General features: G+C 66.4%; 25 protein-coding genes and 1 tRNA gene. 9 read left to right on the top strand and 17 right to left on the bottom strand.

Annotated elements, in window-relative coordinates:
* From A5732_RS11250 to A5732_RS11240, 3 genes are all read right to left on the bottom strand, one after another.
* On the bottom strand, positions 1-1,162 hold a 1,162-nt coding region (locus tag A5732_RS11250; RefSeq protein WP_253189046.1), incomplete at its 3' end, for a metal-dependent hydrolase family protein.
* The gene (locus A5732_RS11245) at positions 1,159-1,494 is read right to left on the bottom strand and encodes a hypothetical protein (protein ID WP_170880026.1); all 336 of its coding nucleotides are present in this window, start codon (positions 1,492-1,494) and stop codon (positions 1,159-1,161) included. The genes A5732_RS11245 and A5732_RS11250, both read right to left, overlap by 4 nt.
* Positions 1,491-2,759, bottom strand: a complete 1,269-nt coding sequence (locus tag A5732_RS11240; protein WP_076102215.1) for an aromatic ring-hydroxylating oxygenase subunit alpha — start codon at positions 2,757-2,759, stop codon at positions 1,491-1,493. The genes A5732_RS11245 and A5732_RS11240 overlap by 4 nt, the downstream gene beginning before the upstream one ends.
* 183 nt (positions 2,760-2,942) lie before the next feature.
* On the opposite strand from A5732_RS11240, the gene A5732_RS11235 reads away from it, so the two are divergent.
* Positions 2,943-4,346, top strand: coding sequence for an aldehyde dehydrogenase (locus tag A5732_RS11235; RefSeq protein WP_076102214.1), 1,404 nt, complete (start codon positions 2,943-2,945; stop codon positions 4,344-4,346).
* Positions 4,347-4,350: 4 nt separating this feature from the next.
* Here the strand turns inward: A5732_RS11235 and A5732_RS11230 are convergent, their stop codons facing one another.
* Complete coding sequence (locus tag A5732_RS11230) at positions 4,351-4,545, bottom strand: long chain fatty acid-CoA synthetase Faa4p (RefSeq protein ID WP_076052685.1); 195 nt, start codon at positions 4,543-4,545, stop codon at positions 4,351-4,353.
* A gap of 512 nt (positions 4,546-5,057) precedes the next feature.
* On the opposite strand from A5732_RS11230, the gene A5732_RS11225 reads away from it, so the two are divergent.
* Entirely contained in the window at positions 5,058-5,273 is a 216-nt protein-coding gene (locus tag A5732_RS11225) for a hypothetical protein (protein WP_075232732.1), read from the top strand.
* On the opposite strand, the gene A5732_RS11220 is transcribed toward A5732_RS11225, so the two are convergent.
* The 4 genes from A5732_RS11220 to A5732_RS11205 are packed head-to-tail and all read right to left on the bottom strand — an operon-like array spanning position 5,232 to position 9,755.
* Positions 5,232-7,388 (bottom strand): hypothetical protein, encoded by a 2,157-nt coding sequence (locus A5732_RS11220; RefSeq protein WP_076102213.1) that lies wholly within the window; start codon positions 7,386-7,388, stop codon positions 5,232-5,234. The genes A5732_RS11225 and A5732_RS11220 overlap by 42 nt on opposite strands.
* Positions 7,389-7,436: 48 nt before the next feature.
* A complete protein-coding gene (locus A5732_RS11215) occupies positions 7,437-8,651 on the bottom strand; it encodes an NAD(P)/FAD-dependent oxidoreductase (protein WP_076052683.1) in 1,215 nt (404 codons plus the stop codon).
* A 4-nt stretch (positions 8,652-8,655) separates the two neighbouring features.
* Positions 8,656-8,844: a ferredoxin gene (locus tag A5732_RS11210; protein ID WP_076052682.1), complete on the bottom strand. Its 189-nt coding sequence runs from the start codon at positions 8,842-8,844 to the stop codon at positions 8,656-8,658.
* A complete protein-coding gene (locus A5732_RS11205) occupies positions 8,841-9,755 on the bottom strand; it encodes a metal-dependent hydrolase (RefSeq protein ID WP_065075485.1) in 915 nt (304 codons plus the stop codon). The genes A5732_RS11210 and A5732_RS11205 overlap by 4 nt, the downstream gene beginning before the upstream one ends.
* 300 nt (positions 9,756-10,055) lie before the next feature.
* On the opposite strand from A5732_RS11205, the gene A5732_RS11200 reads away from it, so the two are divergent.
* Positions 10,056-10,853, top strand: a complete 798-nt coding sequence (locus A5732_RS11200) for a DUF4383 domain-containing protein (protein WP_171975003.1) — start codon at positions 10,056-10,058, stop codon at positions 10,851-10,853.
* A gap of 50 nt (positions 10,854-10,903) precedes the next feature.
* Here the strand turns inward: A5732_RS11200 and A5732_RS11195 are convergent.
* From A5732_RS11195 to pgm, 3 genes are all read right to left on the bottom strand, one after another.
* Positions 10,904-10,979 (bottom strand) — tRNA-Ala (locus A5732_RS11195).
* Positions 10,980-11,035: 56 nt separating this feature from the next.
* The gene (locus tag A5732_RS11190) at positions 11,036-12,205 is read right to left on the bottom strand and encodes an MFS transporter (RefSeq protein ID WP_081389521.1); all 1,170 of its coding nucleotides are present in this window, start codon (positions 12,203-12,205) and stop codon (positions 11,036-11,038) included.
* A gap of 92 nt (positions 12,206-12,297) precedes the next feature.
* The gene (pgm, locus tag A5732_RS11185) at positions 12,298-13,941 is read right to left on the bottom strand and encodes a phosphoglucomutase (alpha-D-glucose-1,6-bisphosphate-dependent) (protein WP_076102211.1); all 1,644 of its coding nucleotides are present in this window, start codon (positions 13,939-13,941) and stop codon (positions 12,298-12,300) included.
* Between the two features lie 101 nt (positions 13,942-14,042).
* Here pgm and crcB (A5732_RS11180) point away from each other — a divergent pair, with 101 nt between their 5' ends.
* Positions 14,043-14,441 carry a fluoride efflux transporter CrcB gene (gene crcB / locus A5732_RS11180; protein WP_065075480.1) on the top strand — a complete coding sequence of 133 codons (399 nt, stop codon included), beginning with the start codon at positions 14,043-14,045 and terminating at the stop codon, positions 14,439-14,441.
* A complete protein-coding gene (gene crcB, locus A5732_RS11175) occupies positions 14,438-14,821 on the top strand; it encodes a fluoride efflux transporter CrcB (protein WP_064952098.1) in 384 nt (127 codons plus the stop codon). The genes crcB (A5732_RS11180) and crcB (A5732_RS11175) overlap by 4 nt, the downstream gene beginning before the upstream one ends.
* An 18-nt stretch (positions 14,822-14,839) precedes the next feature.
* On the opposite strand, the gene A5732_RS11170 is transcribed toward crcB (A5732_RS11175), so the two are convergent.
* Positions 14,840-15,466: a GNAT family N-acetyltransferase gene (locus tag A5732_RS11170; protein ID WP_076052678.1), complete on the bottom strand. Its 627-nt coding sequence runs from the start codon at positions 15,464-15,466 to the stop codon at positions 14,840-14,842.
* Between the two features lie 42 nt (positions 15,467-15,508).
* Entirely contained in the window at positions 15,509-15,865 is a 357-nt protein-coding gene (locus A5732_RS11165; protein WP_076102210.1) for a DUF488 domain-containing protein, read from the bottom strand.
* Between the two features lie 54 nt (positions 15,866-15,919).
* On the opposite strand from A5732_RS11165, the gene A5732_RS11160 reads away from it, so the two are divergent.
* Positions 15,920-17,194, top strand: coding sequence for an HNH endonuclease (locus tag A5732_RS11160; RefSeq protein ID WP_076102209.1), 1,275 nt, complete (start codon positions 15,920-15,922; stop codon positions 17,192-17,194).
* Between the two features lie 3 nt (positions 17,195-17,197).
* Here A5732_RS11160 and A5732_RS11155 read toward each other — a convergent pair whose 3' ends face one another.
* Positions 17,198-18,118, bottom strand: a complete 921-nt coding sequence (locus tag A5732_RS11155) for an HpcH/HpaI aldolase/citrate lyase family protein (protein ID WP_076052675.1) — start codon at positions 18,116-18,118, stop codon at positions 17,198-17,200.
* Positions 18,119-18,445: 327 nt separating this feature from the next.
* Here A5732_RS11155 and A5732_RS11150 point away from each other — a divergent pair, with 327 nt between their 5' ends.
* The 3 genes from A5732_RS11150 (at position 18,446) to A5732_RS11140 (ending at position 21,039) form a co-directional block, all read left to right on the top strand.
* The gene (locus A5732_RS11150) at positions 18,446-18,718 is read left to right on the top strand and encodes a WGxxGxxG family protein (RefSeq protein ID WP_076102208.1); all 273 of its coding nucleotides are present in this window, start codon (positions 18,446-18,448) and stop codon (positions 18,716-18,718) included.
* A 246-nt stretch (positions 18,719-18,964) separates the two neighbouring features.
* Complete coding sequence (locus A5732_RS11145) at positions 18,965-19,534, top strand: hemerythrin domain-containing protein (protein WP_064952104.1); 570 nt, start codon at positions 18,965-18,967, stop codon at positions 19,532-19,534.
* Between the two features lie 29 nt (positions 19,535-19,563).
* Positions 19,564-21,039 carry a protein adenylyltransferase SelO gene (locus A5732_RS11140; RefSeq protein WP_076102207.1) on the top strand — a complete coding sequence of 492 codons (1,476 nt, stop codon included), beginning with the start codon at positions 19,564-19,566 and terminating at the stop codon, positions 21,037-21,039.
* A gap of 2 nt (positions 21,040-21,041) precedes the next feature.
* Here the strand turns inward: A5732_RS11140 and A5732_RS11135 are convergent, their stop codons facing one another.
* Genes A5732_RS11135 through A5732_RS11125 form a run of 3 tightly spaced genes read right to left on the bottom strand, consistent with a single transcriptional unit; the run spans position 21,042 to position 23,944 of the window.
* Positions 21,042-21,869 (bottom strand): LLM class F420-dependent oxidoreductase, encoded by an 828-nt coding sequence (locus tag A5732_RS11135; RefSeq protein ID WP_076102206.1) that lies wholly within the window; start codon positions 21,867-21,869, stop codon positions 21,042-21,044.
* Positions 21,870-21,901: 32 nt separating this feature from the next.
* On the bottom strand, positions 21,902-23,473 hold the full coding sequence (locus tag A5732_RS11130) for an adenylate/guanylate cyclase domain-containing protein (protein WP_076102205.1): 1,572 nt from the start codon (positions 23,471-23,473) through the stop codon (positions 21,902-21,904).
* Positions 23,474-23,533: 60 nt separating this feature from the next.
* Positions 23,534-23,944 carry a DUF4267 domain-containing protein gene (locus A5732_RS11125; RefSeq protein ID WP_076052670.1) on the bottom strand — a complete coding sequence of 137 codons (411 nt, stop codon included), beginning with the start codon at positions 23,942-23,944 and terminating at the stop codon, positions 23,534-23,536.
* Positions 23,945-23,961: the final 17 nt, after the last annotated feature.

Raw genomic sequence — 23,961 nt, 5'->3', positions numbered from 1 at the left:
GTCGCACCGTGGGGGGCCCGCTCCCCCCCCCCGGCCCCCGCCCCCCCCCCCCCCCCCCCCCCCCCCCCCCCCGGGCGCCCCCCCGGGGGCCCCCCCGGATCGCTTGCGCGGGAGTCATGCCCCGTTGCACCAGCGCGCCGAGCTCCTCGGCGTTTTGGCCGTGCGGGATGGCTGGCGCATCGGTGCCGCACGCGATGCGGACGCCGGCGTCGATTGCCTTGGGCAGCATCGACTTTGCGCGCGGGAACACCTCGAGCGCTTTCTTGCGCAGCTCCGGTGCAATGCGGTCGATGGCCATGGCGTCGGTCAGATACGTGGTCGACACCAGGAACGTGCCGTGGTCGACCATCATCTGAATCGTCTCGTCACTGGCCAGGAAGCCATGTTCGATGCAGTCGATGCCGGCGCGGATGCACGCCTGAATCGCGCTGTCCCCCACGGCATGTGCGGCCACCCGGACTCCGGCCCGGTGGGCCTCGTCGGCGATCGCGGCGAACTCGGCGTCGGAGTACTGCTGTGCGCCCGGCGCGGTGCTGTGTGACATCACCCCGCCCGAGGCGGAGACCTTAATCAGCTTGGCGCCGTGCCGGATCTGGTAACGGACGCAGGCGATCACGTCGGGCACACCGTTGGCGATGCCCTCGGCCACCGACAGCGGCATGATCCCGGGAGCCAACCGCTGAAACACCGTTGGATCCAAATGCCCGCCGTACGGTGTGACGGCATGGCCGGCGGGATAGATGCGCGGCCCGATGTGCCAGCCCTGGTCGATGGCGCGCTGCAACGCCACGTCGAGCAGATATCCCCCGGTCTTGACCATCAATCCGAGATTGCGCACCGTGGTGAACCCGGCATCCAGCGTGGTGCGCGCGTTGACCGCGCCGCGCAGCGTGCGGTACGCCGGGTCGTCCTGCACGCCATGCATGGGCGCCGGTAGGCCCTCGGGCCCGCCGGGCCCGCCGATGAGCAGGTTGAGTTCCATGTCCATCAGGCCCGGCAGCAGCGTCACGTCACCGAGGTCGATGATGGTCGCCGAATCCGGTAGCGGCTCTTGGGGATTGATCGCGGTGATGCGTTCGCCGTCGATCACCACCTCCGCCGGCGTGTGGATCTGGCCCGTCACGACGTCAGCCCACCGGGCCGCCCGCAACACGGAGATCATGGAACGGGCTCGGACACGCAGTCCAGCGTCGACGCACCGGAATCCGGGACGCGGGGCTGTTTCCAGCACTCGACCGGGAACGACACCATGATCATGGAATAGAGCAGGTGCATCAGATTCTGGACGTCGTCGGGCAGGTCGTCGAGGGAGAACTTGTCGCAGAACGTCAGAGCCTCTTCGGCCCGCGCGGTGATCGCGTCGTAGAACGCCTTCATTTCCGTCATCGAGCTGGCCAGCCTCTTGGCGTAGCGTTCGGGTTCGCTGGGCAGACACCAGTCGGAGAACCGTTCGAGGTCGGCGAACTCGGCGGGCAGCATCGGCATCGTACTCACACTCCTGCCGTGGAAGTCCGGCGATAATCATCGATCCAGGCCGCGGTCTCCTTGTGCAGGTGACGGATCAAGACCTCCTGGTCGCAAAGTAAGAAATCGTCAACCACTTGGGATTCGAGCATCGTCTGCGTCGCCTCCAGCGTATTGGCGTCCTGCAACCCGTATTCCTTGAACGACACCGCCGCCAGCTCCTGGGCCACCCGCTCGCGCGGGGTGCGCGGCGCCGGGAAGTACAGCGTGCCCTCGAAAAGGTGACTGTTGTAGGACGTCGGCCAGTAGTGGTAGGTCAAGTACCAACCCTGGCCCCAGAACAGGATGACGAAGTTGGGGAACAGCTGGAACGAATCCAGGCCCCACGGATCGCATTTCGCGGGGTTGAGCCCGGCGGGCATCGGCCCCAGATCCGGCTTGTCCCAGGGGCCGAAGAGCCCGCTCTGGCAGATGTCTTCCATCGGCTTGCGCATCTCGTCGGCCATTTCCCAGGCCCGCACACCGGATGTGCTGACCAGCCGGTGCGGCCCGTCCAACCGGTAGTGCGGGGCTTCGAAACCCGCCTCCGCGGCCGCCTTTGAGTACGCGGTCGGCGACTGATTCGCATGCAACACGGGCGCGTGGTAGAACTCCTGGAACGCGTCCATGTAGAGCTTCCAGTTCGCCTTGACCTCCGAGCGGTAGTACCAGCGGGATGTCATCTTGTCGAAGGGGTAGCCCTCCAGCCCGGCGATCATGGGCCCCAAGAACTCTCGCAGCGACTGTTCGGGTTTCCTGGCGAAGTTGACGAAGATGAAGCCCTCCCACACGTCGCAGTGCACCGGCACCAGGCCGTAGCGATTCTTGTCGAGGTTGAAGAACTCCTCCTCCTGCTGCACAAAGGTGAGGTTGCCGTCCAGGTCGTAGCGCCAGGCGTGGTATTTGCAGGTGAACTGCCGGCACACGCCGCGCGTCTCTTCCTGTGGCATGTCGTTCCACACCAGCTTGTTGCCGCGGTGCCGGCACACATTGTGGTAGGCCTTGATGTCGCCAGATGTCGTGCGCACCAAGATGATTGATGTGTTGACGACCTTCAGCTCCCGGGTGAGGTAGCTGCCCTTGCGCGGAAGTTGTTCGACGCGACCGACATTGAGCCAGGCCCGCTTGAAGATGGCCTCGCGTTCCAGCTCGTAGATCTCGGGGCTGATGGAGTCCTCATACGACACCGGAGCGGTGCCCAATTCCGGGTAATGCTCGGTCCAGCTGCCCTCCGGCGGTTTGGGGAATCGGGCCATGATCGCTCCTTATGCAGTCCAACTTGGGAAACCGTGGGTGCCCAGCCGCTCACTTCTGCACTTCCCGCGCGAAACAACCACCTGCGCACCGGTTTCACCGATCCCTGAGAGCTCCGTCACGGCCGACGGTATATCCTCAACCCATCAATAGCAAGTAGTTGATATTGGCCCCGGGAGGCGCGGATGGACCACCAGGTCGTGCAAGTCATCTCACCACATACCGAGGAACCCATAGCCGAGGTCGACGCGGCCGGACCCGACGACGTCGACGCCGCGGTCGCCGCCGCGCGCGCGGCCTTGATCTCTTCGCCCTGGGCCCACAGCGAGCCGTCGGAACGGCTCGCCGCCGTCCGGCGCCTGGCCGAGATCTACGACCGGCGCCGCCCCGAGATGGCCGACACCATCACCGCCGAGATCGGCGCCCCGACCAGCTTCGCCCAGCGCGCGCAGGTCGGCCTGCCCGCATTCATGATTCGCGCGTTCTGCGACCTGGCCGAGCGACACCAGTGGCAGGAGACCAGGCCCGGGTTCTTCGGCAGTGACGTCCTTATCCGCAAAGAGCCCGTCGGCGTCGTCGCGGCGATCGTGCCATGGAACATGCCCCAATTCCTGATCGTCACCAAACTGGTGCCGGCGCTGCTGGCCGGCTGCACCGTCGTCCTCAAGCCCGCGCCCGAAAGCCCCTTGGATGCGCTGCTTTTGGGCGAGATGCTCGACGAGGCCGGCCTGCCACCCGGCGTGGTCAGCGTGCTCCCGGGCGACGCCGCGCTCGGCGCCTACCTCGTTGCCCACCGCGGAATCGACAAGGTGTCCTTCACCGGCTCCACCACGGCCGGGCGTGCCGTCGCCGCGGCCTGCGCGGCCAACCTCACCAGGGTCAGCCTCGAACTCGGCGGCAAGTCGGCGGCGCTGGTTCTCGACGACGCGGCGCCGGACAAGGTCGCCGCCGGGGTGCGATCGGCCAGCCTGTCCAACAGCGGCCAGATCTGCAATGCCCTGACGCGCGTCCTGGTGCCCCATGCGCGCCACGACGAATACGTCGATGCGCTCGCCGCCGAGATGAGCGGCCTTCGTGTCGGCGACCCCAGCGACCCCGGGACCCAAGTCGGTCCCCTGGTGTCTCGACGCCAGCAGCAGCGCGTTCGCGACTACATCCGGGTCGGCCAGGACGAGGGCGCGCGATTGGTCGTCGGCGGCGCCGAGATGCCCGACGGGCTCGACCGCGGCTGGTACGTCCAACCCACCCTGTTCGCGGCCGCCGACAACGCGATGCGCATCGCACGCGAAGAGATCTTCGGCCCCGTGATCACGGTCATCCCCTACCGCGACGAGGAGCAGGCAGTCGAGATCGCCAACGATTCCGATTACGGCCTGGCCGGATCGGTCTGGGGCGACGACACCGACCGGGCCCTGGCGCTGGCCACGCGGATCCGCACCGGCACCCTCGGCATCAACCAGGGCTACACGATGGATCCGTTTGCGCCGTTCGGCGGCGTCAAAGCGAGCGGTTACGGCCGAGAGCTCGGGCCCGAAGGGCTCGACGGCTACCTCGAGACGAAATCGATCGCGATCTCGCCGGGTGGCTAGATAACTAGCTGGTCTCGCTGGCGACGTAGACGGCGACATACCCGATCGGGATGCCGGTCCAGTTCGCGATGCATTCGCGAGCCGCCAGCTCCACCGTGGCCCGGCTGCCGGCGCGGGTGGCCCTGCCGATCTCGGGGACCCGGATCATCCATCCGTCCGCGTCGCGGGTGATTTCGACATCGAAGCACTGGCCGACCATCGGACACTTCACGCGAGGAGCGACCCGCTGACGGCGGGCGCTGCGCAACGATTGACGGCGCAGCAGAGTGGGCTGAACAGACATGGCTGCTTTCCTGAGTCGCGAACGAACCGCGGGCAAGAGTAATCCGCATCGAGGCGAAAACCTAATCCGCGGTCTCAGCCGGATAACGCGCTAACTGTGGGCAAATGCGGGTGGCGTCTCGCTGTCGGCCGCAGGGCTCTAACTTCCTTGTCGCGCCGCGCCATTCGGCGTCGTGAAGACTTGAGTCGTTCGGGTCAATCGTCCGCGGCTCGATGCGATTCCGTAATTCTTCGCCACCGATCCGCCCGACGGCATCCACGGATTTGCGTCAGGCACTTGGCTTCCAGCCGAGCGTGCTCAATAAGCGGTCAGGGCGTCTCAAGACCGCCGCGGCGTTGCGATGCGGTAACGGACGCAGCTCGGCTATGATGTGACGTAGACCACACATGGCATGGGGATGTTGCGGGCGTCACACCTAAGGAGCTTTCATGGTTGGCGTGGATCGCTCTCGAAAGTCTGTCATCGCGCCGCGGGCCGGCGCGGCGGTCAACTCACACCGGGTGCTCGTTGCATTCCTGACTGTCACGGTGCTCATCTGCGCGATCGTCGGTGCCATCGCGGCCGCGGCGATGGGACAAACCACCGCCGCGCTTCTCATCGCGCTAGTGGCCGGTGGGTGGTTCTCGGCCGCTGTCCTCTGCTAGCCGCGAGCACTGCGGCAGCCGGCGCAGCGCGTCGGGATCGCTCTGTACCCGCAGTCGGCGTCGCCCGTCCTCTTCGATGTCAATGCCAACGGGCAAGTCGTCGCCGCCCACGCCCGCCGGATCGACGAAAAGCTGCAGTTCGTCGGAGTCGACGAACAACACGGCATCATCGTGCGACAGCCGCCACGGATGGCCATCGGTGGGCCACCGGCCACCAATGACCCGAATGCCGTCGCCATCATCACCTGCCTGATCTTCCGCATCGGCCTCGACGCAATCGACCCACAATTTCGCCGGCACCGGACGGAAGTACACCGCGAGGCGTTGGCGGTTGAGGTCCAGGTCTACCGGCATCCCGATCGGAGGGAGCGATGTTCCCTCGGGTTGGTCGTTCAGCGATTTCTTGACCTGACGAGAACCGATACCGGTGCCGAACCAGTCGATGGTCAGGACGGTGGTGATGTACTGCGCGATCGCCAGCGTCAACAATCCGCCCGCCCCGGCGGCTCCTACTCCGGCGGCCCCCGCAACCCAGGTCACCGGCAGCGCAAGCAGGCCGACGACAGCCGCCGCGCCTGCCGCCGTAGCCACTTTGCCGGCGGCGGTCAGGCTGAAGTCCGCGTTCACATCCGGGTCGGAGTTCTGCGCCGGTCGCACCCCCACGGTTCGCGGCAGCCGATCGAATCGCTCGCTGACTCGCTTGACCTCCGCCTCGTATTCCTCGGTAGTGAGATGACCGGTGCGCTTCTTCTGACCGGCCAGACTCAGCGTCTGTTCGAGGAGCTCGATGCTGTCCACGTCCTCCCGCAACAGCTCTTTCTCCTTCGGGTCACGCGGGATGTCGCCCAGGCCCATTTCGTACGTCACCTTGAAGTTGGCCTTGAAGTCGTAGAGCTTGGTGTCGGCGCTCACGGTGCCGTCGACGACCAATCGGCCGTCCCCCGTTCGCGGCACGATATCGGCGTCCAGAGCGTCGAGGCTGCGGTCCTGTCCGCCGATGCTGATGGTCTTGGGGCCCGCCAGCGCGCAGGGCGCATCGGGGTCGAAGTCGCTTTCGTCGAGATCGAAACTGTTCATCACAGTGTCACGGACCTGCCGCAGAATACTCCACCCGGTGACGGCCAAAGCCGCCCTCTCGCGGGGGTTTTCGGCGAGGACGGACGCAGGCAGCTCCTCGCCGGGCGGCAAGTCGCGCAGTGTCCGCAGCTGCACCACCATGGATTCCTCGGTGGCCTCGCCGACGTCGAAACGCTGCACCACGGCGTCGAGTTGCTTGGCCGTGCTGTCGTCTAGGGCCTCGGGGTCGACGTCCACCGGGGACGGCAGTAGTGCCTGGATCCCGTTGTCTCCCATCGCCTCCAATTGCGGGCGGACCGCATCGGCGATTTGCGCGGCAAGCGAGTCGAGCACCCTGGTTCTCGCTTCATCGTCGGAGAGGCCGGGATGCTGCATTTTCTCCAGGTTCACCATCAGCTCCCCGGCGATGCTGTGGGTTATCCAGTACGCCTCGGCGTAGTCGAGTTCCCAGCTGATCCGTGGGTCTTGTCCACCAAGGACCGTGACCCCGCCCTCACGCCGCTCGATGTGCGGGCCGAACAGCCACCCGGCGTGCTGGTCCGCCGACGGTGCCGCCACCAATACGGGAGCATCCTGGGAGGTGAAGTTCAGGGCGATCGTCTGCTTGCCCGGCTCTAGTCGATGCGACTCGAGCTGGTCGTGAATTGTCAACCGCCCGAACAGCGGAATCTCGTTGTAGGCAATCTCCCGCGACTCTCCGGCACGCGGACCATCGGGGATCGTGACGGTAGCCGGGGGCAGCGATACCAGCGGGATGCAGGTAACCGAATCGATGACGATCTCGGAATCGAAGATCACCAGGTCTATCGCGAAGTGCCGCAGGGGGTCGTGAGTCTCACCGTCGGCTTCCTCCTGCCACAGCCGCTGACGAGAGTCGAGGACGAACCAGACGCGATCCAGGGTGAGGTCGAGGGTGGCCGTCGCGGAGTAGCCCGCGCCGTCGACGGACTGCGTGTACTTGTCGCCGCTGAACATCCCGACCGTCTGATCCTGCACGCGTTCGCGATGAATTTCGATGATCGTATCGGGGCGATGCATGTGGATGCTGTACCCAAAAAGGCGTGTCTCGAGTCCAGTCCGCCTTTGCTAATCCGGTCGCCTCGGCGGGAATTCGGCGCGCTTCTCGATGGCCTCCCGATAGACATGGACCCGGCCAGGGATCGTCCCGAGCACCGCGATGGTGCGCCCGCCCCGCCCGTAGGCGCCGATGAACTCCCCGTCCGGATTGCCTTCGATAATCTCGACAGCGTCGTAATCCGTTGGCACACCTAGCATCTGTAGCTTGACGTCATATTGGTCGGACCAGAAATACGGCACCGCGTCGAAGGCCTCGGCGCGCTCGGGACCGGCCAGCAGTGTGCGTGCCGCGGCCTCGCCCTGACGTGCCGCGTCGTCCCAGTGTTCAGTGCGCAGATGGCGCTCGTACAGCGGATGCCACCAGCGCGCCACATCCCCGGCGGCGACCACACTGCCGTCGCCGGTGTTGCCCTCGGCGGCGCCAGTGGCATCGCAGACCACCCCGTCGTCCAGTCGCAGACCCGAGCCTTCCAGCCAGGCGGTGGCGGGAGTAACACCGAGTCCGACGATGACGACGTCGGCCGGCACCTGCGAACCGTCGGTGAGTCGTACCGCTTCGACCCGCCCGTTGCCGACGAATTCGTCGACACCCACGCCGACGCGCAAGTCCACGCCATGTTCGCGATGCAATTTCGCCCAGCAGGGCGCCAGCTCCGCACCTAAAGCCTGAACCAGCGGCCCGGCGGCCTTCTCCACGAGCGTCACATCCAGCCCGAGCAATCGGCAGGTCGCTGCCACCTCGCTGCCGATAAACCCGCCCCCTACCACCACGACACGGGGACGCGAACCGAGTCGGTCTCGGATCGCCAAACAGTCATCGACCGTCCGCAGCAGAAGCACCCCTTCGGGAGCCTGGCCGCCCGGCCATTCGCGCGGTTCAGCCCCGCTGGCGATGACAAGCCCGTCGAAGCCCAAGGACAGGTCCTGGCCCTCGTCGCGGACCCGGACGGTACGGGCGGACAGGTCGAGGCTGACCGCGGAAGCCCCCCTGAACACCCGCGCATCCATGTCGAACTGCGGCGCCATGTCGACGCCCGCCCGGTGCACCTGACCGCTGAGCAGCTTCTTCGACAACGGTGGCCGATGGTAGGGGGCCTGTCGTTCAGCACCAACGATGGTGAGGGCACCGTCGTAGCCATCCTGTCGCAGCGTCTCCGCCGCCAGCGTCCCTGCCACGCCGGCACCAACCACGACGACCTGCTGTAACTGAGGATTCGCCGGCATCGCGTCAGTCCTCCACCACAATCGCCTGGGTGGGACAGGACACTTCGGCGGCCCTCAACGGCCCGCGTAACTCTCGCGGCGGTCGCTCGTCGAGCAGGTGTAGCCCGTCTTCTCGTACGTCAAAAACCTCGCGGCACAGGCTCATACACACACCGTTGCCGTCGCAGGTATCGAGATCGACTGAGACTTTCATCGGATCGCGGCCTCCCGTTCTTGGTGAGCTCGTTCGCGGGCGGCCTTAGCCGCGGGCGAGTTCTTGATGTAGTCGACCGCCATCGTCGTGACCGCTTCGGGACCGGGATGATGGTGAGGCCGCATGTACCTGGCGGGTTGCGTCACCATCAGCTGCCAAGGACCGGGCAATTTGTATTCGCGGGCCGCACGCCACCAATCGCGCCAACGCCACTTCTGGTCGATGGTCGGATCGTGGGCCATCAGGTATTTCGCTCCGGCAATCCACCAGCCGTAAAACAGCGGAGTGGTCATCAGCATGGAGAAGGCCCTGATGAAGTAGTTGCCGCACACATGCTGGTAGACGTCGAACACCAGTGAACGGTGTTCGACCTCCTCGGCCCCATGCCAACGCAGCAGATCCAGCATCATCGGGTCGGTGCCGGCGTAATCCAGACCGCGGTTCTGCAGCACCCATTGGCCCAACATCGCGGTGTAATGTTCCAGCGCCGCCACGTCGGCCAGGCGCCGATACAGCCACCATCGCTTCATCGCTGGCGGAAACCACTTGGGCGGATCACCCAGCGCCACCGACAGCATTTTTCGTAGCCGCGAGGTGTACGGCTTGGTGTCGATGCCTTGTTCGGCCAAATGGTCGAGCACCACCTGGTGCGCCCAGGCATGCCAGGACTCCTGCTGGATGAACGGCTTGATCGCCGCCTCCAGCTCCGGATCATCGACCAGCGATGATGCTTCCAGGACGGCCTTGATGAAGTGCCGCTCTCCTTCGGGGAGGAGCAGGTGTAAGACGTTCATCATGTGCGTTGCGAACGGGTCGTCGGGCACCCAGTGCAGTGGCGTCTCGGACCAGTCGAATCGGACCATCCGCCGATAGCGCGGGTGTCCCTCGTGGTGAAGTTGGACCTCGGGCATCAGAAGCTCCTCCCGCCGACCGACCGTGCTTAGTCGGTCGATCCGTTTCTCCTTTGAATTGCGACCGAACCGGACTTCACGCGCCGATCCGCTGCGAACAACCGTTCACCCAACCGCGTACCCGCGTAGGTGGCCGGTCATGCGTGCCGGCGTCCCTTAATCGGCCCGCCTCCCCAGATAGCCGTCGACGCTGCGCGCGAACGGCTGGAGTAGTTCGGGCGGAAGCGGGTAGCCCTGTCACACAACCTCCTGTTAGGCGAAAGGCCGCGGATGCCTGTTACGGCGGGCCACGTTCCCGGCGTGACGTCGGGACTGCGCAGGATCCCCATGGATCCTGGGCGCTTCCATAGCGGGCGTTGGTTTTTGTTGGTAGAAGGCGTGCTGGTGAGCGCGTTCGGGATTGCCGGGTTGATTTCGGCCGCCCTGCATCCGCATGCCGGGCCCACCGGCGCCCCAGTTCTCGGCTTGGCAACGACTGCGGCACACAGCGCGATCCTGCTGGCGTTTGGGGTGGCGGCCATTGCTGCTATCGGTTACCGCCGCGCGGCAGTAACCGTTACTGCAGTCAGTGCAATCGCCTACTTGATGTTGTTGTTTCTCAGCAGTGTCGCCACGGCGCAGGCAAAACCGACGCTGTTCGGTTTTCACGCTGCTGACATCGTGCTGCACGGCGTGCTTGGGATAGTCAACCTCGCGCTGCTGATGTGGATGATTCCCGACGAATTGGGAGATGAGGCGTGGGGGCCGAAACGAAGGCGAGGCCGCGATCGGTTGCGGCCTTCCCCCTTCGCAGCGGTCAGCGAGCCGGCGGCTGGATCCATGAGCGCGGCGTCGGCGACGAAACCGGGACCACCGTCCGCGGCGGCGCCCGCGCAGGAGTCGGTCGGTCATGGAAGCCCACCCCGGCATCCAGTCGCAGCCGAACAGCCGACCCAGCGTGGGCCCACCACCCAACCGATAAGCCCCGCAGATCACACCGTTCTCGAGCAGTCGAGGAGTCAGGCAGATGCGGTGCTATCACACGGTTTCGTGCCGGTGGCCGTGGCTGTCGTGGCAGCCGTCGTCGGCATTATCGTCTGGCTGCACCGCCGTCGCTGACATTGCCGGATCTTCCGGAGTTCGCCTGCGGCGTGTGAATCGCTGTTTCCTGGTGGAGCTAAGGGGACTCGAACCCCTGACCCCCACACTGCCAGTGTGGTGCGCTACCAGCTGCGCCATAGCCCCAAGAAGTCGTGCCCATCGAAGTTACACCACCGGTAACTGACCTTCAAAGTTGCTGCTCATACCGGCTCGACGTCCGACTCGGACGCCAGCAGGTCTGCCTCCAGATCCACCGCCGCCCGGGTCTCCGGCGCCACCACCCAGCCGATAGCGGCGATCAGCAGAACGATGCCGCTGATGACGAAGCCCCACGTGTAGCTGAACTGCTCGGCGGCCCACCCGACCGCCATCGACCCGACGATGGCACCCAGGTCCGACATCATCTGCACCGTCGCCACCGGGAGGCCGGCGCGCGCCTCATTGCCCAGGATGTCGGCGACGGCGGCCTGCAGCGGTGACATGTAAATTCCCGTCATCGCGCCAACCACGCCGGCCGCCACCATGAACACCGGCAGCGACGACACGAAGCCCAGCCAGACGGTCGCCACCCCGGACGTCACCAGCCCGATGATCAACAAGGTGCGCCGCCCCATCCGGTCCGACAGATAGCCGCTGGGGATGACGGCCAGCGCGTTTCCGCCCGCGAACGCCGCGAGCACCACTCCGATGATGCCGATGCCGCGGCCCATGACGTCCGAAATGAACAGCGGGACCAGGGCGACGCGCAGCCCGAACGCCGACCATCCCGTCGCGAAATTGGACAGCAGCGCCGACCGGTACGCGCGCACCCGCAGCGCCTCGCCCAGCGTCACCGTGGACCGTGTCGGCGGCGGTGGTGCCGCCAGTGCCGAGTTGCGCAGGCTGTAGAACAGCACCACCGCGACGCCCAGCATGGCGGCGCCGTAGACGACGAACGGTGCGGTCAGCCCCCATCCCGCCGCCAGCCCGCCGACCGCCGGACCGCCGACCGCGCCGACCATGAACGAAGTGGTGAACAGCCCCGCGATCCGCCCGCGCGCGTCGGGCGGGCTGATGTGGATCATCAGTCCCAGCGCCGAGACATAAAACATCGTGGACCCGATGCCGCTGAAGACCCGGAAAAGCATTAACTGCCAGTACGCCTGGGAAAACGCACACGCGGCGGTCGACACCGCAACGATCAGCAAACCCCCGATATAGATCCGCCGCTCACCCAACCGCTCGGTGAGCAGGCCACTGATCGGTGCGAAACACAACCGGCTCAACGAAAAGACGGTGACCAAGAATGTCACCGCCTTGATGCTGACCCCGAAGGTGCGCGCAAAGGTTGGCAGCGCCGGCGAGATCACCCCATAGCCCAGGGCGATCATGATGTTCGCCCAGCTCAGAATCCAGACTTCGCGCGGCAGCCGGCCAGAACGAGACGCACGCCCCCCCGAGCGGGCAAGACGGAGGGAAAAGGTCACCCAATGACTTTATTAACTACCTCGCGCGCGGTTTCTTGCACCTCCGCCAAATGCTCAGGCCCGTTGAAGGATTCCGCGTAAATCTTGTACACGTCCTCGGTTCCCGACGGACGCGCGGCAAACCATGCATTGGCAGTCGTCACCTTCAATCCGCCCAGTGGTGCGCCATTGCCCGGCGCCGCGGTCAGCTTCGCGGTGATCGGCTCCCCCGCCAATTCCGTCGCGGTCACCTGGTCGGCGGACAGCTTCGAGAGCCGGGCTTTCTGGTCGCGGTCGGCGGGCGCGTCGACCCGCGCGTAGTACGGCGTGCCGTACTCGGCGGTCAGCCGCTGATAACGCTGCGACGGGCTCGCCCCGGTGACCGCGAGAATCTCCGAGGCCAGCAGCGCCAGGATGATGCCGTCCTTGTCGGTGGTCCACACCGAGCCGTCGCGCCGCAGGAACGACGCCCCGGCGGACTCCTCGCCGCCGAAGCCGATGGTGCCTCCGATCAGGCCGTCGACGAACCACTTGAACCCGACCGGCACTTCGATCAATTTGCGGCCGATGCCGGCGACGACCCGGTCGATCATCGACGAACTGACGGCGGTCTTGCCGACGGCGATGCCGCCCGGCCACGACGGCCGCTGGATGTAGAGGTATTCGATGGCCACCGCGAGGTAGTGGTTCGGGTTGAGCAGGCCCTCGTCGGGCGTGACGATGCCGTGCCGGTCGGAGTCGGCGTCGTTGCCGGTGGCGATCTGGAAGCGGCCGGGGTTGCCGGACACGGTTCGGATGAGCCCCGCCATCGCGTCCGGCGAGCTGCAGTCCATCCGGATCTTGCCGTCGTGGTCGAGCGTCATGAATCGCCATGTCGCGTCGACCAGCGGATTGACCACGGTCAGGTCCAGGCGGTGCCGCTGGGCGATCTCGGCCCAATAGTCCACGCTGGCCCCGCCCAGCGGGTCGGCGCCGATGCGCACCCCGGCAGCGCGGATGGCGTCGATGTCGACCACGTTGGGCAGGTCGTCGACATAGTTGCCCAGGTAATCGTGGCGTTGCGCGGTTTGCAGCGCACGGACCAGCGGGATGCGCTTGACGCCCGACCCGTCGCGCAGGATCTCGTTGGCGCGCTTGGCAATCGCGTTGGTGGCATCGGTGTCGGCCGGCCCGCCGTTGGGCGGGTTGTATTTGAAGCCGCCGTCGGAGGGCGGGTTGTGCGACGGTGTCACGACGATTCCGTCAGCCAGCGCCTCGGTGCGGCCGCGGTTGTAGGTGAGGATGGCATGGCTGACGGCGGGTGTCGGGGTGTATCGGTCGCGGGAGTCGATCATGGCGACGACGTCGTTGGCGGCCAGCACCTCCAGCGCCGACACCCAGGCCGGCTCGGACAGGCCGTGCGTGTCCCGGCCGATGAACAACGGACCCGTCGTGCCGTGCGCGGCGCGGTACTCGACGATGGCCTGGGTGATCGCCAGGATGTGAGCCTCGTTGAACGCCCCGTTGAGCGCCGACCCGCGGTGCCCTGAGGTGCCGAAGGCGACCTGTTGAGCGACGTCACCGGGGTCGGGCGCGGTCGAGTAATACGCCGTCACCAGGTGGGGCAGATCGACGAGGTCTTCGGGCTGGGCCGGCTGACCGGCGCGGGGATTGGCGACCATGGTTTCCAATTCTGCCCGTGTCCGCGTCCCCCCGGGCTGCGCCGGTCTGGACTTCGGCCATACGCTGCGTAGCGCACCGGCGAACGAAGGGAATCGACCCAGTGGCTCAGCGGGACTATCGCGAATTGGCCGCGGTGTTCGCCGGTGGGGCGCTGGGCTCCCTGGCCCGTGCGGCCCTGAGCACTCTGGCCGGCCCTGACCCGGCGAGCTGGCCATGGCCCACGTTCACGGTCAACATCGTTGGGGCGTTCCTGGTGGGCTATTTCACCACCCGGCTGCTGGAGCGGTTGCCCACGTCGAGCTATCGGCGGCCCCTGCTCGGCACCGGATTGTGCGGCGGTTTAACCACTTTCTCCACGATGCAGGTCGAGACGCTGAGGATGATCGAACACGGCCACTGGGGGTTGGCCGCCGGCTACACCGTGACCAGCATCGTGCTTGGACTGCTGGCGGTGCACCTTGCCACCAAGTTGGTGCGCCGCGTCCGGGTGCGCCGATGACCGCCGCCGCGGTGACGACGGCTCTGGTCTGGGTCGGCGTCGTGCTCATCGGCGGCGTCGGGTCGGTGCTGCGTTTCGTCGTCGACCGCACTGTGGCGCGCCGGCTATCTCGGCCGTTTCCGTTCGGCACACTCGCCGTGAACATCAGCGGCGCAGCGCTTTTGGGCTTCCTCGGCGGGATGGCTCTGAATAAAGATTTGGCGCTGTTGGCCGGCACCGCCTTCGTCGGTGCCTACACCACGTTTTCCACCTGGATGCTGGAAACGCAGCGGCTCGGCGAGGAACGCCAACTCCGCGCGGCACTGGCCAATATCGTCGTGAGCGTCTTGCTCGGTGAAGCGGCGGCCTTCATCGGACAGCAGCTGGCACAACAGCTTTGATGCGGGCGCACGGGCCCATCAGCTGTCGCACGGACGGGGGACGTCTTCCGGAGTGCGCGGCAGCACGTACAGCGCCATCCGCCGATTCGACATGTCGTGCTCGCCGAGAAATACGCAGCCGCTCCGTTCACAGAACTTGCGCGCCAAGGCATTGCGATGATCGGGATCGAACATGATGCGGCGACACCGCGGATCGAGCGTGAAGATGCCGATGACCAAATGCGGCAGCAGGTAACTGACGTGGCCGCGTTCGATGTAGTCCAAATCAGCGACCGCGACATGCAGTCCCAGATCGTGAGGGTCGTGCTCATATCTTAGGGCAATGGAATCCTTTGCTGCTCTGTATAATTCGATGTATCCACGGTCGACCCCGTCCAGGCTGGCGATGAGCGGGCGAGAAAACTCGCCCTGCAGTTGCGCCTTCAGGTAGCAATGCCACCGCGCCGCCGGCCAGCTGGATTCCCAGGCCTCGGCCAGATGCGGCCGGCTCATCCACTCCGCGACCATCTCGGCGTCGGCGTCCGGGTCTGCGACACGCAGACCGTAGGGCGCGGGCAATTCCGGGATGGGCGGTGGCGGCACGCTGCGGATCGCCTCGGGAAGGTCGGTCAGTTCCCGCGGGAGAATCGGGTCGGGGTTGGTCATATCAACGGGACGAGCCTACGACGCTGCTGGTTCGAAGCCGCTTCAGCGAGGTTTGAGCAGCTTGGCCAGGACCGCGGCCTGGCTGATGTCGAGTTCGCGGGTCGCCGTCACCAGCGTGACGGAACCGCGCTTGGCGATTTTGCGCAGCTCGTCCAGGGCGCCGCTGTCGCGCAGCTCGCTCTTGTAGCGTGACGCGAATTCGTCGAACCGGTCCCAATCGTGGTGGTACCACTCGCGGAGGTCCTTCGACGGAGCGACGTCCTTGCACCAGATGCCCACGCGCGGATCGTCTTTGCGCACCCCTCGTGGCCAGACGCGGTCGACCAGCACCCGCTGGCCCTCGTCGGGGCTGACGTCGTCGTAGACCCGCGCCACCCGGATCCGGCCCTTGGCGCTCACCCTTGCCAGCGTAGCGATGACCGGATGTCGGTGGTCCTGTTTATTATCGAATGTATGTTCGAAGCCTTGGCAACCATCGACCCCGCAGCCGACGAATCGGCACTGATCGAACGCATCGCCGAGCTGGAGACGATCAAAAGCGCCGCCGCCGCGGGTCAGGCCCGTGCGGCCGCCGAGCTGGACGCGATACGTCGAACCACTGAGGCAACCGCCGGGGTGCCTGCCGCGCAGCGCGGACGGGGTGTGGCCAGCGAGGTCGCGCTGGCTCGACGGGATGCACCCGTCCGGGGAGGGAGGCATCTTGGCTTTGCCAAAGCGCTCGTCCACGAGATGCCGCACACTCTGGCGGCGCTGGAATGCGGAGCGCTATCGGAGTGGCGTGCGACGCTGATCGTGCGCGAGAGCGCTTGCCTGGACGTCGAGGATCGCCGCGCGTTGGACGCGGAACTGTGCGCGGATCTCGCGAGCCTGAGCGGCCTGGGCGACGCTCGGGTGGCGGCGGCCGCGAAGGCGATCGCCTATCGGCTGGATCCGCATGCCGTCGTCGAGCGGGCGGCCAAGGCCGAGAACGAACGCACGGTCACCATTCGGCCTGCGCCCGATACGATGACGTACCTGACCGCGTTACTGCCAGTGGCTCAGGGGGTTTCGGTGTACGCGGCGCTGCGCCGCGAGGCGGACACCCGCGGCGACGGGCGCCCACGCGGACAGGTGATGGCAGACACATTGGTCGAAAGGATCACCGGTCACAGCGCCACGGTCCCTACCCCCATAGCGGTCAATCTGGTTCTCTCCGACGAGACGCTGCTTGGCGGTGACGACGCACCGGCCAGCATCTCCGGCTACGGCCCCATCCCCGCGACGGTCGCCCGCGCGATGGTTGCCGGCGCCGTCACCGATCGACGTTCGCGCGCGACCCTGCGCAGGCTCTATACACATCCTCGGGCCGGAGCTCTGGTGGCCATGGAATCACGGGCACGGATTTTTCCGCGGGGGCTGGCCGAATTCATCGGACTACGTGATCAATCTTGCCGTACTCCGTACTGCGACGCGCCGGTTAGGCACCGCGACCACGCAAAACCATTCGCGGCCGGCGGCCGGACCACCGCGGATAACGGCCTCGGGTTATGTGAAGCCTGCAACTACGTCAAGGAAAACGCGGGCTGGCGGGTAAGCACCGCAGTCGATGAAAACCACACTCACACAGCACTATTCACAACGCCCACAGGCAAGAGCTACCGGTCGACGGCTCCGCCGAGCGGCCCCACGATCACTATGAGCAAGCTCGAAATCCGCGTCGGGGTCTCACTCGCGCGACATGCGGCATAACGCTCAGTAGTGGTAGGTATCCGACGGCGCGGGCGAGTGATCGCGCTCTTCCTCGTCGATGTCCAACGCCTCGATGCCGTACGCGCGGGCCAGCTCCAGGATCTTGGTGGCCCGGGCGATGCGGGGCAGGTCGGAGCCATTGCGGATCTCTCCCCCGTCACGTTCGAACTCGACGAAAAACTCTTTCGCCCAAGAGATTTCGTCCTGGGACGGCGAGAGTCCCTCGTTGACGACGGCACATTGATCGGGCGTCAGGCAGATCTTGCCGGTCATCCCGAACTGGGTGGACACCGCGGTGGCTTCGATCAGTTTCAGCGGATTGGAGCCGATGGTCGGTCCGTCGATCGCGCTGGGCAGGTCGGCGGCCTTGGAGGCGATGGTGAAGCGTGATCGCGTGTACGCCAGGGTGGCCGGGTCTTCGCCGAAACCGGTGTCGCGGCGGAAGTCGCCGATGCCGAAGGCGAGCCGGAAGGTGCCCTTGGTCGCGGCGATCTCGGTGATGCGTTCCAGGCCCCGGGCCGTTTCCACCAGGGCCACGATCGGCACATCGGGCAGCCGCTTCGCGGTCTCGGTCACGTGGTCGACCGATTCGACCATCGCCAGCATCACCCCGCCGACCGGGGTGGTGGCCAGGGCGGCCAGGTCGTCGGCCCACCAGGGGGTGCCGAAACCGTTGATGCGGACCCAGTCGACGTTACCGGCGCCCAGCCAGCCCACCACGTTGTCGCGGGCGGCGTTCTTGTCCTTGGGCGCCACCGCGTCTTCGATGTCGAAGACGACGATGTCAGCGCGCGAGTCCACCGCGGATTGGAACCGATCGGCGTGCGTGCCGTTGACCAGGAGCCAACTCCGGGCGAGGACCGGGTCGATGCGAGAGCCGATGTCTTCGGGCACGGCGGCGGTGGTGTTGAGCTGTTCGGACATGGCGCTGATCTGTCGTCTCTGTGTGTCGGGCGGGTGCGTTGCCCCTAACCGTAGCGAGTATCTGGAACCGGCGGTCCCGGATGGCCACCCCGACGTCTCTCTTTTGCGCCGGATTCCCGCCGCCGGAGCCTCGGCTTGCCGCGGCGGCCAGCAAACGAAAGGCCCGCGGCATCGGGTTTCGGCGTTGCCAGCCGGGGTAAGCCATCCCTCGCGACGTTGCGGCCATCGGTCGTGCGTCGCTTTCTGCGGAGACTAGAGCACCCTGGTCCCGAAATGCTTGTCGATCAGCCGTCTGGGCTCGATCGAGCAAACCCATTAGGAGTAAAAATGCGTAGGACCATTGCAATCGTTTCCGCCACCGGAGCACTGCTGTTCGGCGGAGCGGGCGTCGCCAACGCCGCCAGTCCGAGTGCTCCCACGCCGTCGTCCACCACAACCACGTTGGCGGACAACAACAATGACCAGCACAACGCCAAGTCCGGGCTGTGGGGCCTGGTTGGCCTCCTGGGCCTGGGCGGACTCGCCGGATTGATGCGCCGCAAGGACGCCGCCGCCGGCACCCGCGTCGCGCCCACCACCACTCGGGACCGCGGCGTCTAACCCGCTCGCCCTACCCCCAGATCCCCGTCGGGCGCTGCGCGGCTGACGGGGATCTGGCTGGGTGGTCGACGCAGACGTGCGAATACGTTGTGCCGCAAGGGGTCCTGATTCCGGGACTGGGCGCCTCAGCACGCCGCGTGCAGCGAGGCGCCGTTTGGGCCTCTGTGCAGCGGGTATGACTCGGACAAGCCGCACTCAGCCCACAGTGCGCGATCCCAATTCCCGAAATCATTGGAGGTATCGGCGATGGCAGACCTCATTGTCGAATCACCCGACGAAGTTGTCGCATTCCTGAAAGCGCAGCACAACCTCATCGAGGACATGTTCGACCAAGTGCTGCACGCGACGGATCCGAAAGCGCGTGAAGAGCCGTTCGCAACGTTGCGTCAGCTGCTGGCCGTCCACGAGACGGCCGAGGAAATGGTGGTGCATCCGCGCGTGCGGCGCGAGGACGGTGATGCCGGCGACGCCATCGTCGACGCCCGCCTCCAAGAGGAGCACGAAGCCAAGGAGTTGCTGTCGGCGATCGAGAAGCTCGACATCACCTCGAACAAATTCATCGCAGAGCTCACCAAGCTGCGCGAAGCCGTGCTCGAGCACGCACGGCAGGAGGAGGAGCAAGAGTTCCCCGTCCTGAAGCGCAAGGTCGACACCGATGACCTCAAGCGAATGGGGGCGGCGGTACGCGCCGCCGAGGCCATCGCTCCGACGCGCCCCCACCCCGGCGTTGAATCGGCGAAGCTGAACTTCGCGCTCGGGCCGTTCGCGTCGATGCTCGACCGCGCCCGCGATCTCATCGGCAAAGCCCTCGGATAGCGCCATCGGGTTTCCGTAGGCTCGATGAGGTGAGCGTTGCCCCGGATACCACCATTGCTCTCCAAGACCGGTTCTTCCGCGAGTTACCGGAGATGGCGGTCCGCTGGCAGGCGGAGACGTTCCCCGAGTTGCAGCTGCTGGCGCTCAACGAGCCGCTGGCCGAGTCGCTGGGCCTCGATGCCGCCTGGCTGCGCGGGCCCGACGGGATGCGCTTCCTGGTCGGCGACTCGGTACCCAACGGGGCCGCCCCGGTGGCCCAGGCCTACGCCGGTCACCAGTTCGGCGGCTTCGTCCCGCGGTTGGGCGACGGGCGTGCGCTGCTGCTCGGCGAACTCGTCGACGGCGACGGGCGGCTGCGGGACATCCACCTCAAGGGTTCCGGCGCCACGCCGTTCGCCCGCGGCGGTGACGGCCTGGCCGCGGTGGGGCCGATGCTGCGTGAGTACATCGTCAGCGAGGCGATGCACGCGCTGGGCGTGCCGACGACGCGGTCGTTGGCCGTGGTGGGCACCGGCCGCCCCGTCCACCGCGAAGAAACGCTGCCGGGTGCCGTGCTCACCCGCGTGGCCAGCAGCCATCTGCGGGTGGGCAGCTTCCAGTTCGCCGCATCGACCGGAAACCAGGACCTGCTGCGCCGCCTCGCCGACCACGCGATCGCCCGCCACCACCCCGGCGCCGCCGAGGCGGACAACCCGTACCTCGCCCTGTTCGAAGCGGTGGTTGCCGTCCAGGCGTCGCTGATCGCGCAATGGATGCTGATCGGGTTCGTCCACGGGGTGATGAACACCGACAACACCACCATCTCGGGTGAAACGATCGACTACGGGCCGTGCGCCTTCATGGAGGCCTACGACCCCGACACCGTCTTCAGTTCGATCGACTTCTGGGGACGCTATGCCTACGGCAACCAACCGGTGGTCGCCGGATGGAACCTCGCCCGCTTCGCCGAGACGCTGCTGCCGTTGTTCTCGGCGAACACCGAGGAGGCCATCGCGCTCGCGGAACAGTCGTTCGGTGTCTTCCAGACCCGCTACGACGCCGTGTGGGGCTCCGGGATGCGCGCCAAACTCGGCCTACCCGACCGCGTCGACGCCGAATTCGCCACGGCGCTCGTCGAGGAACTGCTCCTGCTGCTCAAGCAGAACCACATCGACTACACGTCGTTCTTCCGCGCGCTCGGCCACGCGGCGCGTGGAGATGCCAAAGCCGATGCCGAACCCGTGCGCGGATTGTTCATGGACCTCGCCGGCTTTGACGTGTGGCTGACGCGTTGGCGGGCGCTGGGTCCCGACGCCGACGCGATGGATCGCAACAACCCGATCTACATTCCGCGCAACCATCTGGTCGAGGAGGCGCTCGCCGCCGCGACGGCCGGTGAGCTCGGCCCACTGGAGCAACTGCTGGCCGCGGTGACGGACCCCTATACGGAACGGCCCGGCCTCGAGCGCTACGCCACGCCCGCCCCCGAGGACTTCGGGAAGTATCAGACCTTCTGCGGCACTTGACCTTACGACAGCTTGGCGATGTCGGCCTGCAACCCATCGAGGCGTTGTAGCGTCTGATCGCGAGGCTCCGTCGGCAGGTCCAGCAACAGGTGCTCCACACCCAGGTCGCGATAGGCTTCGAGTTCTTTCGCCGCCGGCTTGCCGCCGTGGAAGTGGATCACCGGCACATCCTTGCCGGCCAGGTCCCGCAATTGCTCGAGCGGAGAAGACAACTCCTCTGCCGACCCCGTCATCGACAGCCAGCCCGCGTTCAGGCGCGCGATGCGCTTGAAGCCCGCCGGTCCGCCGCCGAGATAGAGCGGCGGATAAGGCTTCTGGACCGGTTTGGGCCAGCTGTAGATCGGGTCGAAGTTCACGAATTCGCCGTGATATTCCGCCTTTTCGTGCGTCCAGATTTCGATCATCGCATCGAGCCGCTCGTCGACCACGCGTCCGCGGACCGACGGATTCACGCCGTGGTTGGCGATCTCCTCACGCAGCCAGCCGATTCCCACGCCGAATCGAAATCGCCCCTGCGACACCAGATCCAGCGACGCCACCTCCTTGGCCGTGTGGATCGGGTCGCGCTGGGGCACCAGAGCGATCCCGGTGCCCAGGACGAGCCGTTCGGTGGTGACCGCCGCGGCGGTCAGCGCCACGAACGGATCCAGCGTGCGGTAGTACTTCGGCGGGATCGGGCCGCCGCCCGGATACGGGGTCTTCGCGTCGACCGGGATGTGTGAGTGCTCGGCGAGAAACAGCGATTCAAAACCGCGCTGCTCGAGCGCCTCCCCCAACTCCGCGGGACCGATGCCGTCGTCGGTAACAAATGTCAGCACACCGAAACCCATGACGCTCAGTCAACAGCATCACCGCCCGCCTGTCAGCGCGAGCTTGTCCCGGCGGCCACCGGGCCACCGTCGGTAACCGGGACCAATCGCGCCATTCCGCGCAGCAGCCACGGCGTACGTTTCGCCATCACCGCCACGGCACGGTCCGACCGCCGCATCGACGTTCGCGGGCCGGGCGTGGGCGCCGCGGCCAGCTGCACCTCGCGCGATGCACCGCTTGCGCCATGACGGTCGACGGCGACCAGCTCCCAGGCGCCGGGAACACCACGCAACTCGACGACGCCTCGCTCTTGGAATCCGATGCCGGAGCCGACGACCAGGTCACGAACCGTCCGTGACACCACGATTTCCCCGGCTCCGGCTTGACCGAGGATCCGCGCCGCAATGTGGACTGCGATGCCCCCGATGTCGGCGTCCAGGAGTTCGCATTCACCGGTGTGGATGCCGATCCGGATTTCGACGCCCAGTTTCTCGGCATCATCGCGCAGGTTCTCGGCGCACCGGATGCCCTGGGTCGGGCCGTCGAACGTGATGAGGTACCCGTCGCCGGTGCTCTTCACCACGGTGCCGCCGTATCGTTCGGTGGCCTCAGCCGTGATCTCACCGAAGCGCTGCAAGACCGCACGCCACCGCTCGTCGCCAGTCGCCGCAACCCGTTCGGTCGACGCGACGATGTCGGTGAACAGCACCGTCCGCAGGGCGCGATTCAACGGTGCCGGGGTCGCGTGGCTGCCGGTGAGAAGCTCCTCGATCTCGGTGGCGATCTTTTCGGGGTCGGTGAACCACGGCGCATGGTCCGTGCCGTCGAGCTCGACCATGCGCGCGCCGGGAATGTGGTCGGCCAGATACCTGCCCGCCTGCACCGGGACCCCGGGGTCTCGGGCGGCGTGCACGACCAAGGTGGGCATGGTGAGTGTCGGCAGGATCGGCCGGACATCGATCTGGAAAGCGGCTTCAAGCGTGACCCGAGCCATTCCGGGGCTCGCGCACATCCGCTCGAGCATTCCCAGCTGGCGTGATGACCGGACGGACGGCAGCAGACACTTGAGCGCCTCACCACTTCCCCACGCCGACAAGACAGCCCGGCCGAACTTCTGGAAGCCGATGATCTGGTCTTCAGACGGCGTGTACTCCTCGCCGATTTCGCGTATGGAGCGTGCCCGGAGCTCGGCCGGCTCACGGTCGAGGTCGTCCCAACCTTCGCTGGGCAGATATGCCGCCGTCCCGGTAAGGATCAACGCCCGGGTTCGCTCCGGTCGCGTCGCGGCGAAGAGAATGGCCGCCGGGCCGCCCTCGCTCACGCCGAGCAGCGCAGCTCTTTCGAAGCCGGCGGCGTCCATGACGGCCTCGATCTCGGCCGCCCGATCGTCAAGGGTGCGGACCCGTGGAACGGGGTCCGACAAGCCGACGCCGGCCTTGTCGAAGAGGATGACGCGGCAAAACGTCGCGAGCCGCTCCATGAAGGCCTTGAACTCGGGCATGGACCAGTACAGCTCGACATGGCTCGCGAACGAACCAGCGAAGACGAGATCGATCGGCCCGTGTCCGAACACTTGGTACGCCAGGCTGAGATCACCGCAGTTTGCATACGCCGTCTCCGGCACGCACTGAGCGTACCGACTGCATCGCAATCTAGAACAGCAAATACCTGCTGATTCGCTCAGTCACACAACGGTTTCTTCGGTCACCGCCCGGGTCGCCCGGCGCTTGGCCGGACGTACCGCGCCCCAGAGGCCGGTGGCGACGCCGACCGCGGCGCCGCCCAGGCCGATCATCTGCTGCGAGGGCTTCAGCTGGCTGTGCACGCTCAGCCCGCCGACCAGATCGGCCACGTCGGCACCCGCGGAGGCCAGGAACCAGCCGCGCGTGTTGTTCCCGCGCAGGGCCGCCGACGCGAGCAGGACACCGATCAGCGCGTCGCGATAGCCCATCGACCGCAACAACAATTGCGCGGTCGGTGTCGGCTCGTCCGGGTCCCCCCACAACTTGTTCGCCCGTAGCGGGTCGACGAGGAAGGAAACGCCAGAGGCAAGTCGGATGGTGCCCGCAAGAAGGCCGAGCCGGTCGATGGACATGGTCTGAGAGCCTAGGA

Source organism: Mycobacterium colombiense, from assembly GCF_001953985.1.
Taxonomy (GTDB): domain Bacteria; phylum Actinomycetota; class Actinomycetes; order Mycobacteriales; family Mycobacteriaceae; genus Mycobacterium; species Mycobacterium colombiense_B.
The sequence above is the reverse complement of the archived record's forward strand: the minus strand, read 5'-3'. Positions and strand labels throughout refer to the sequence as shown.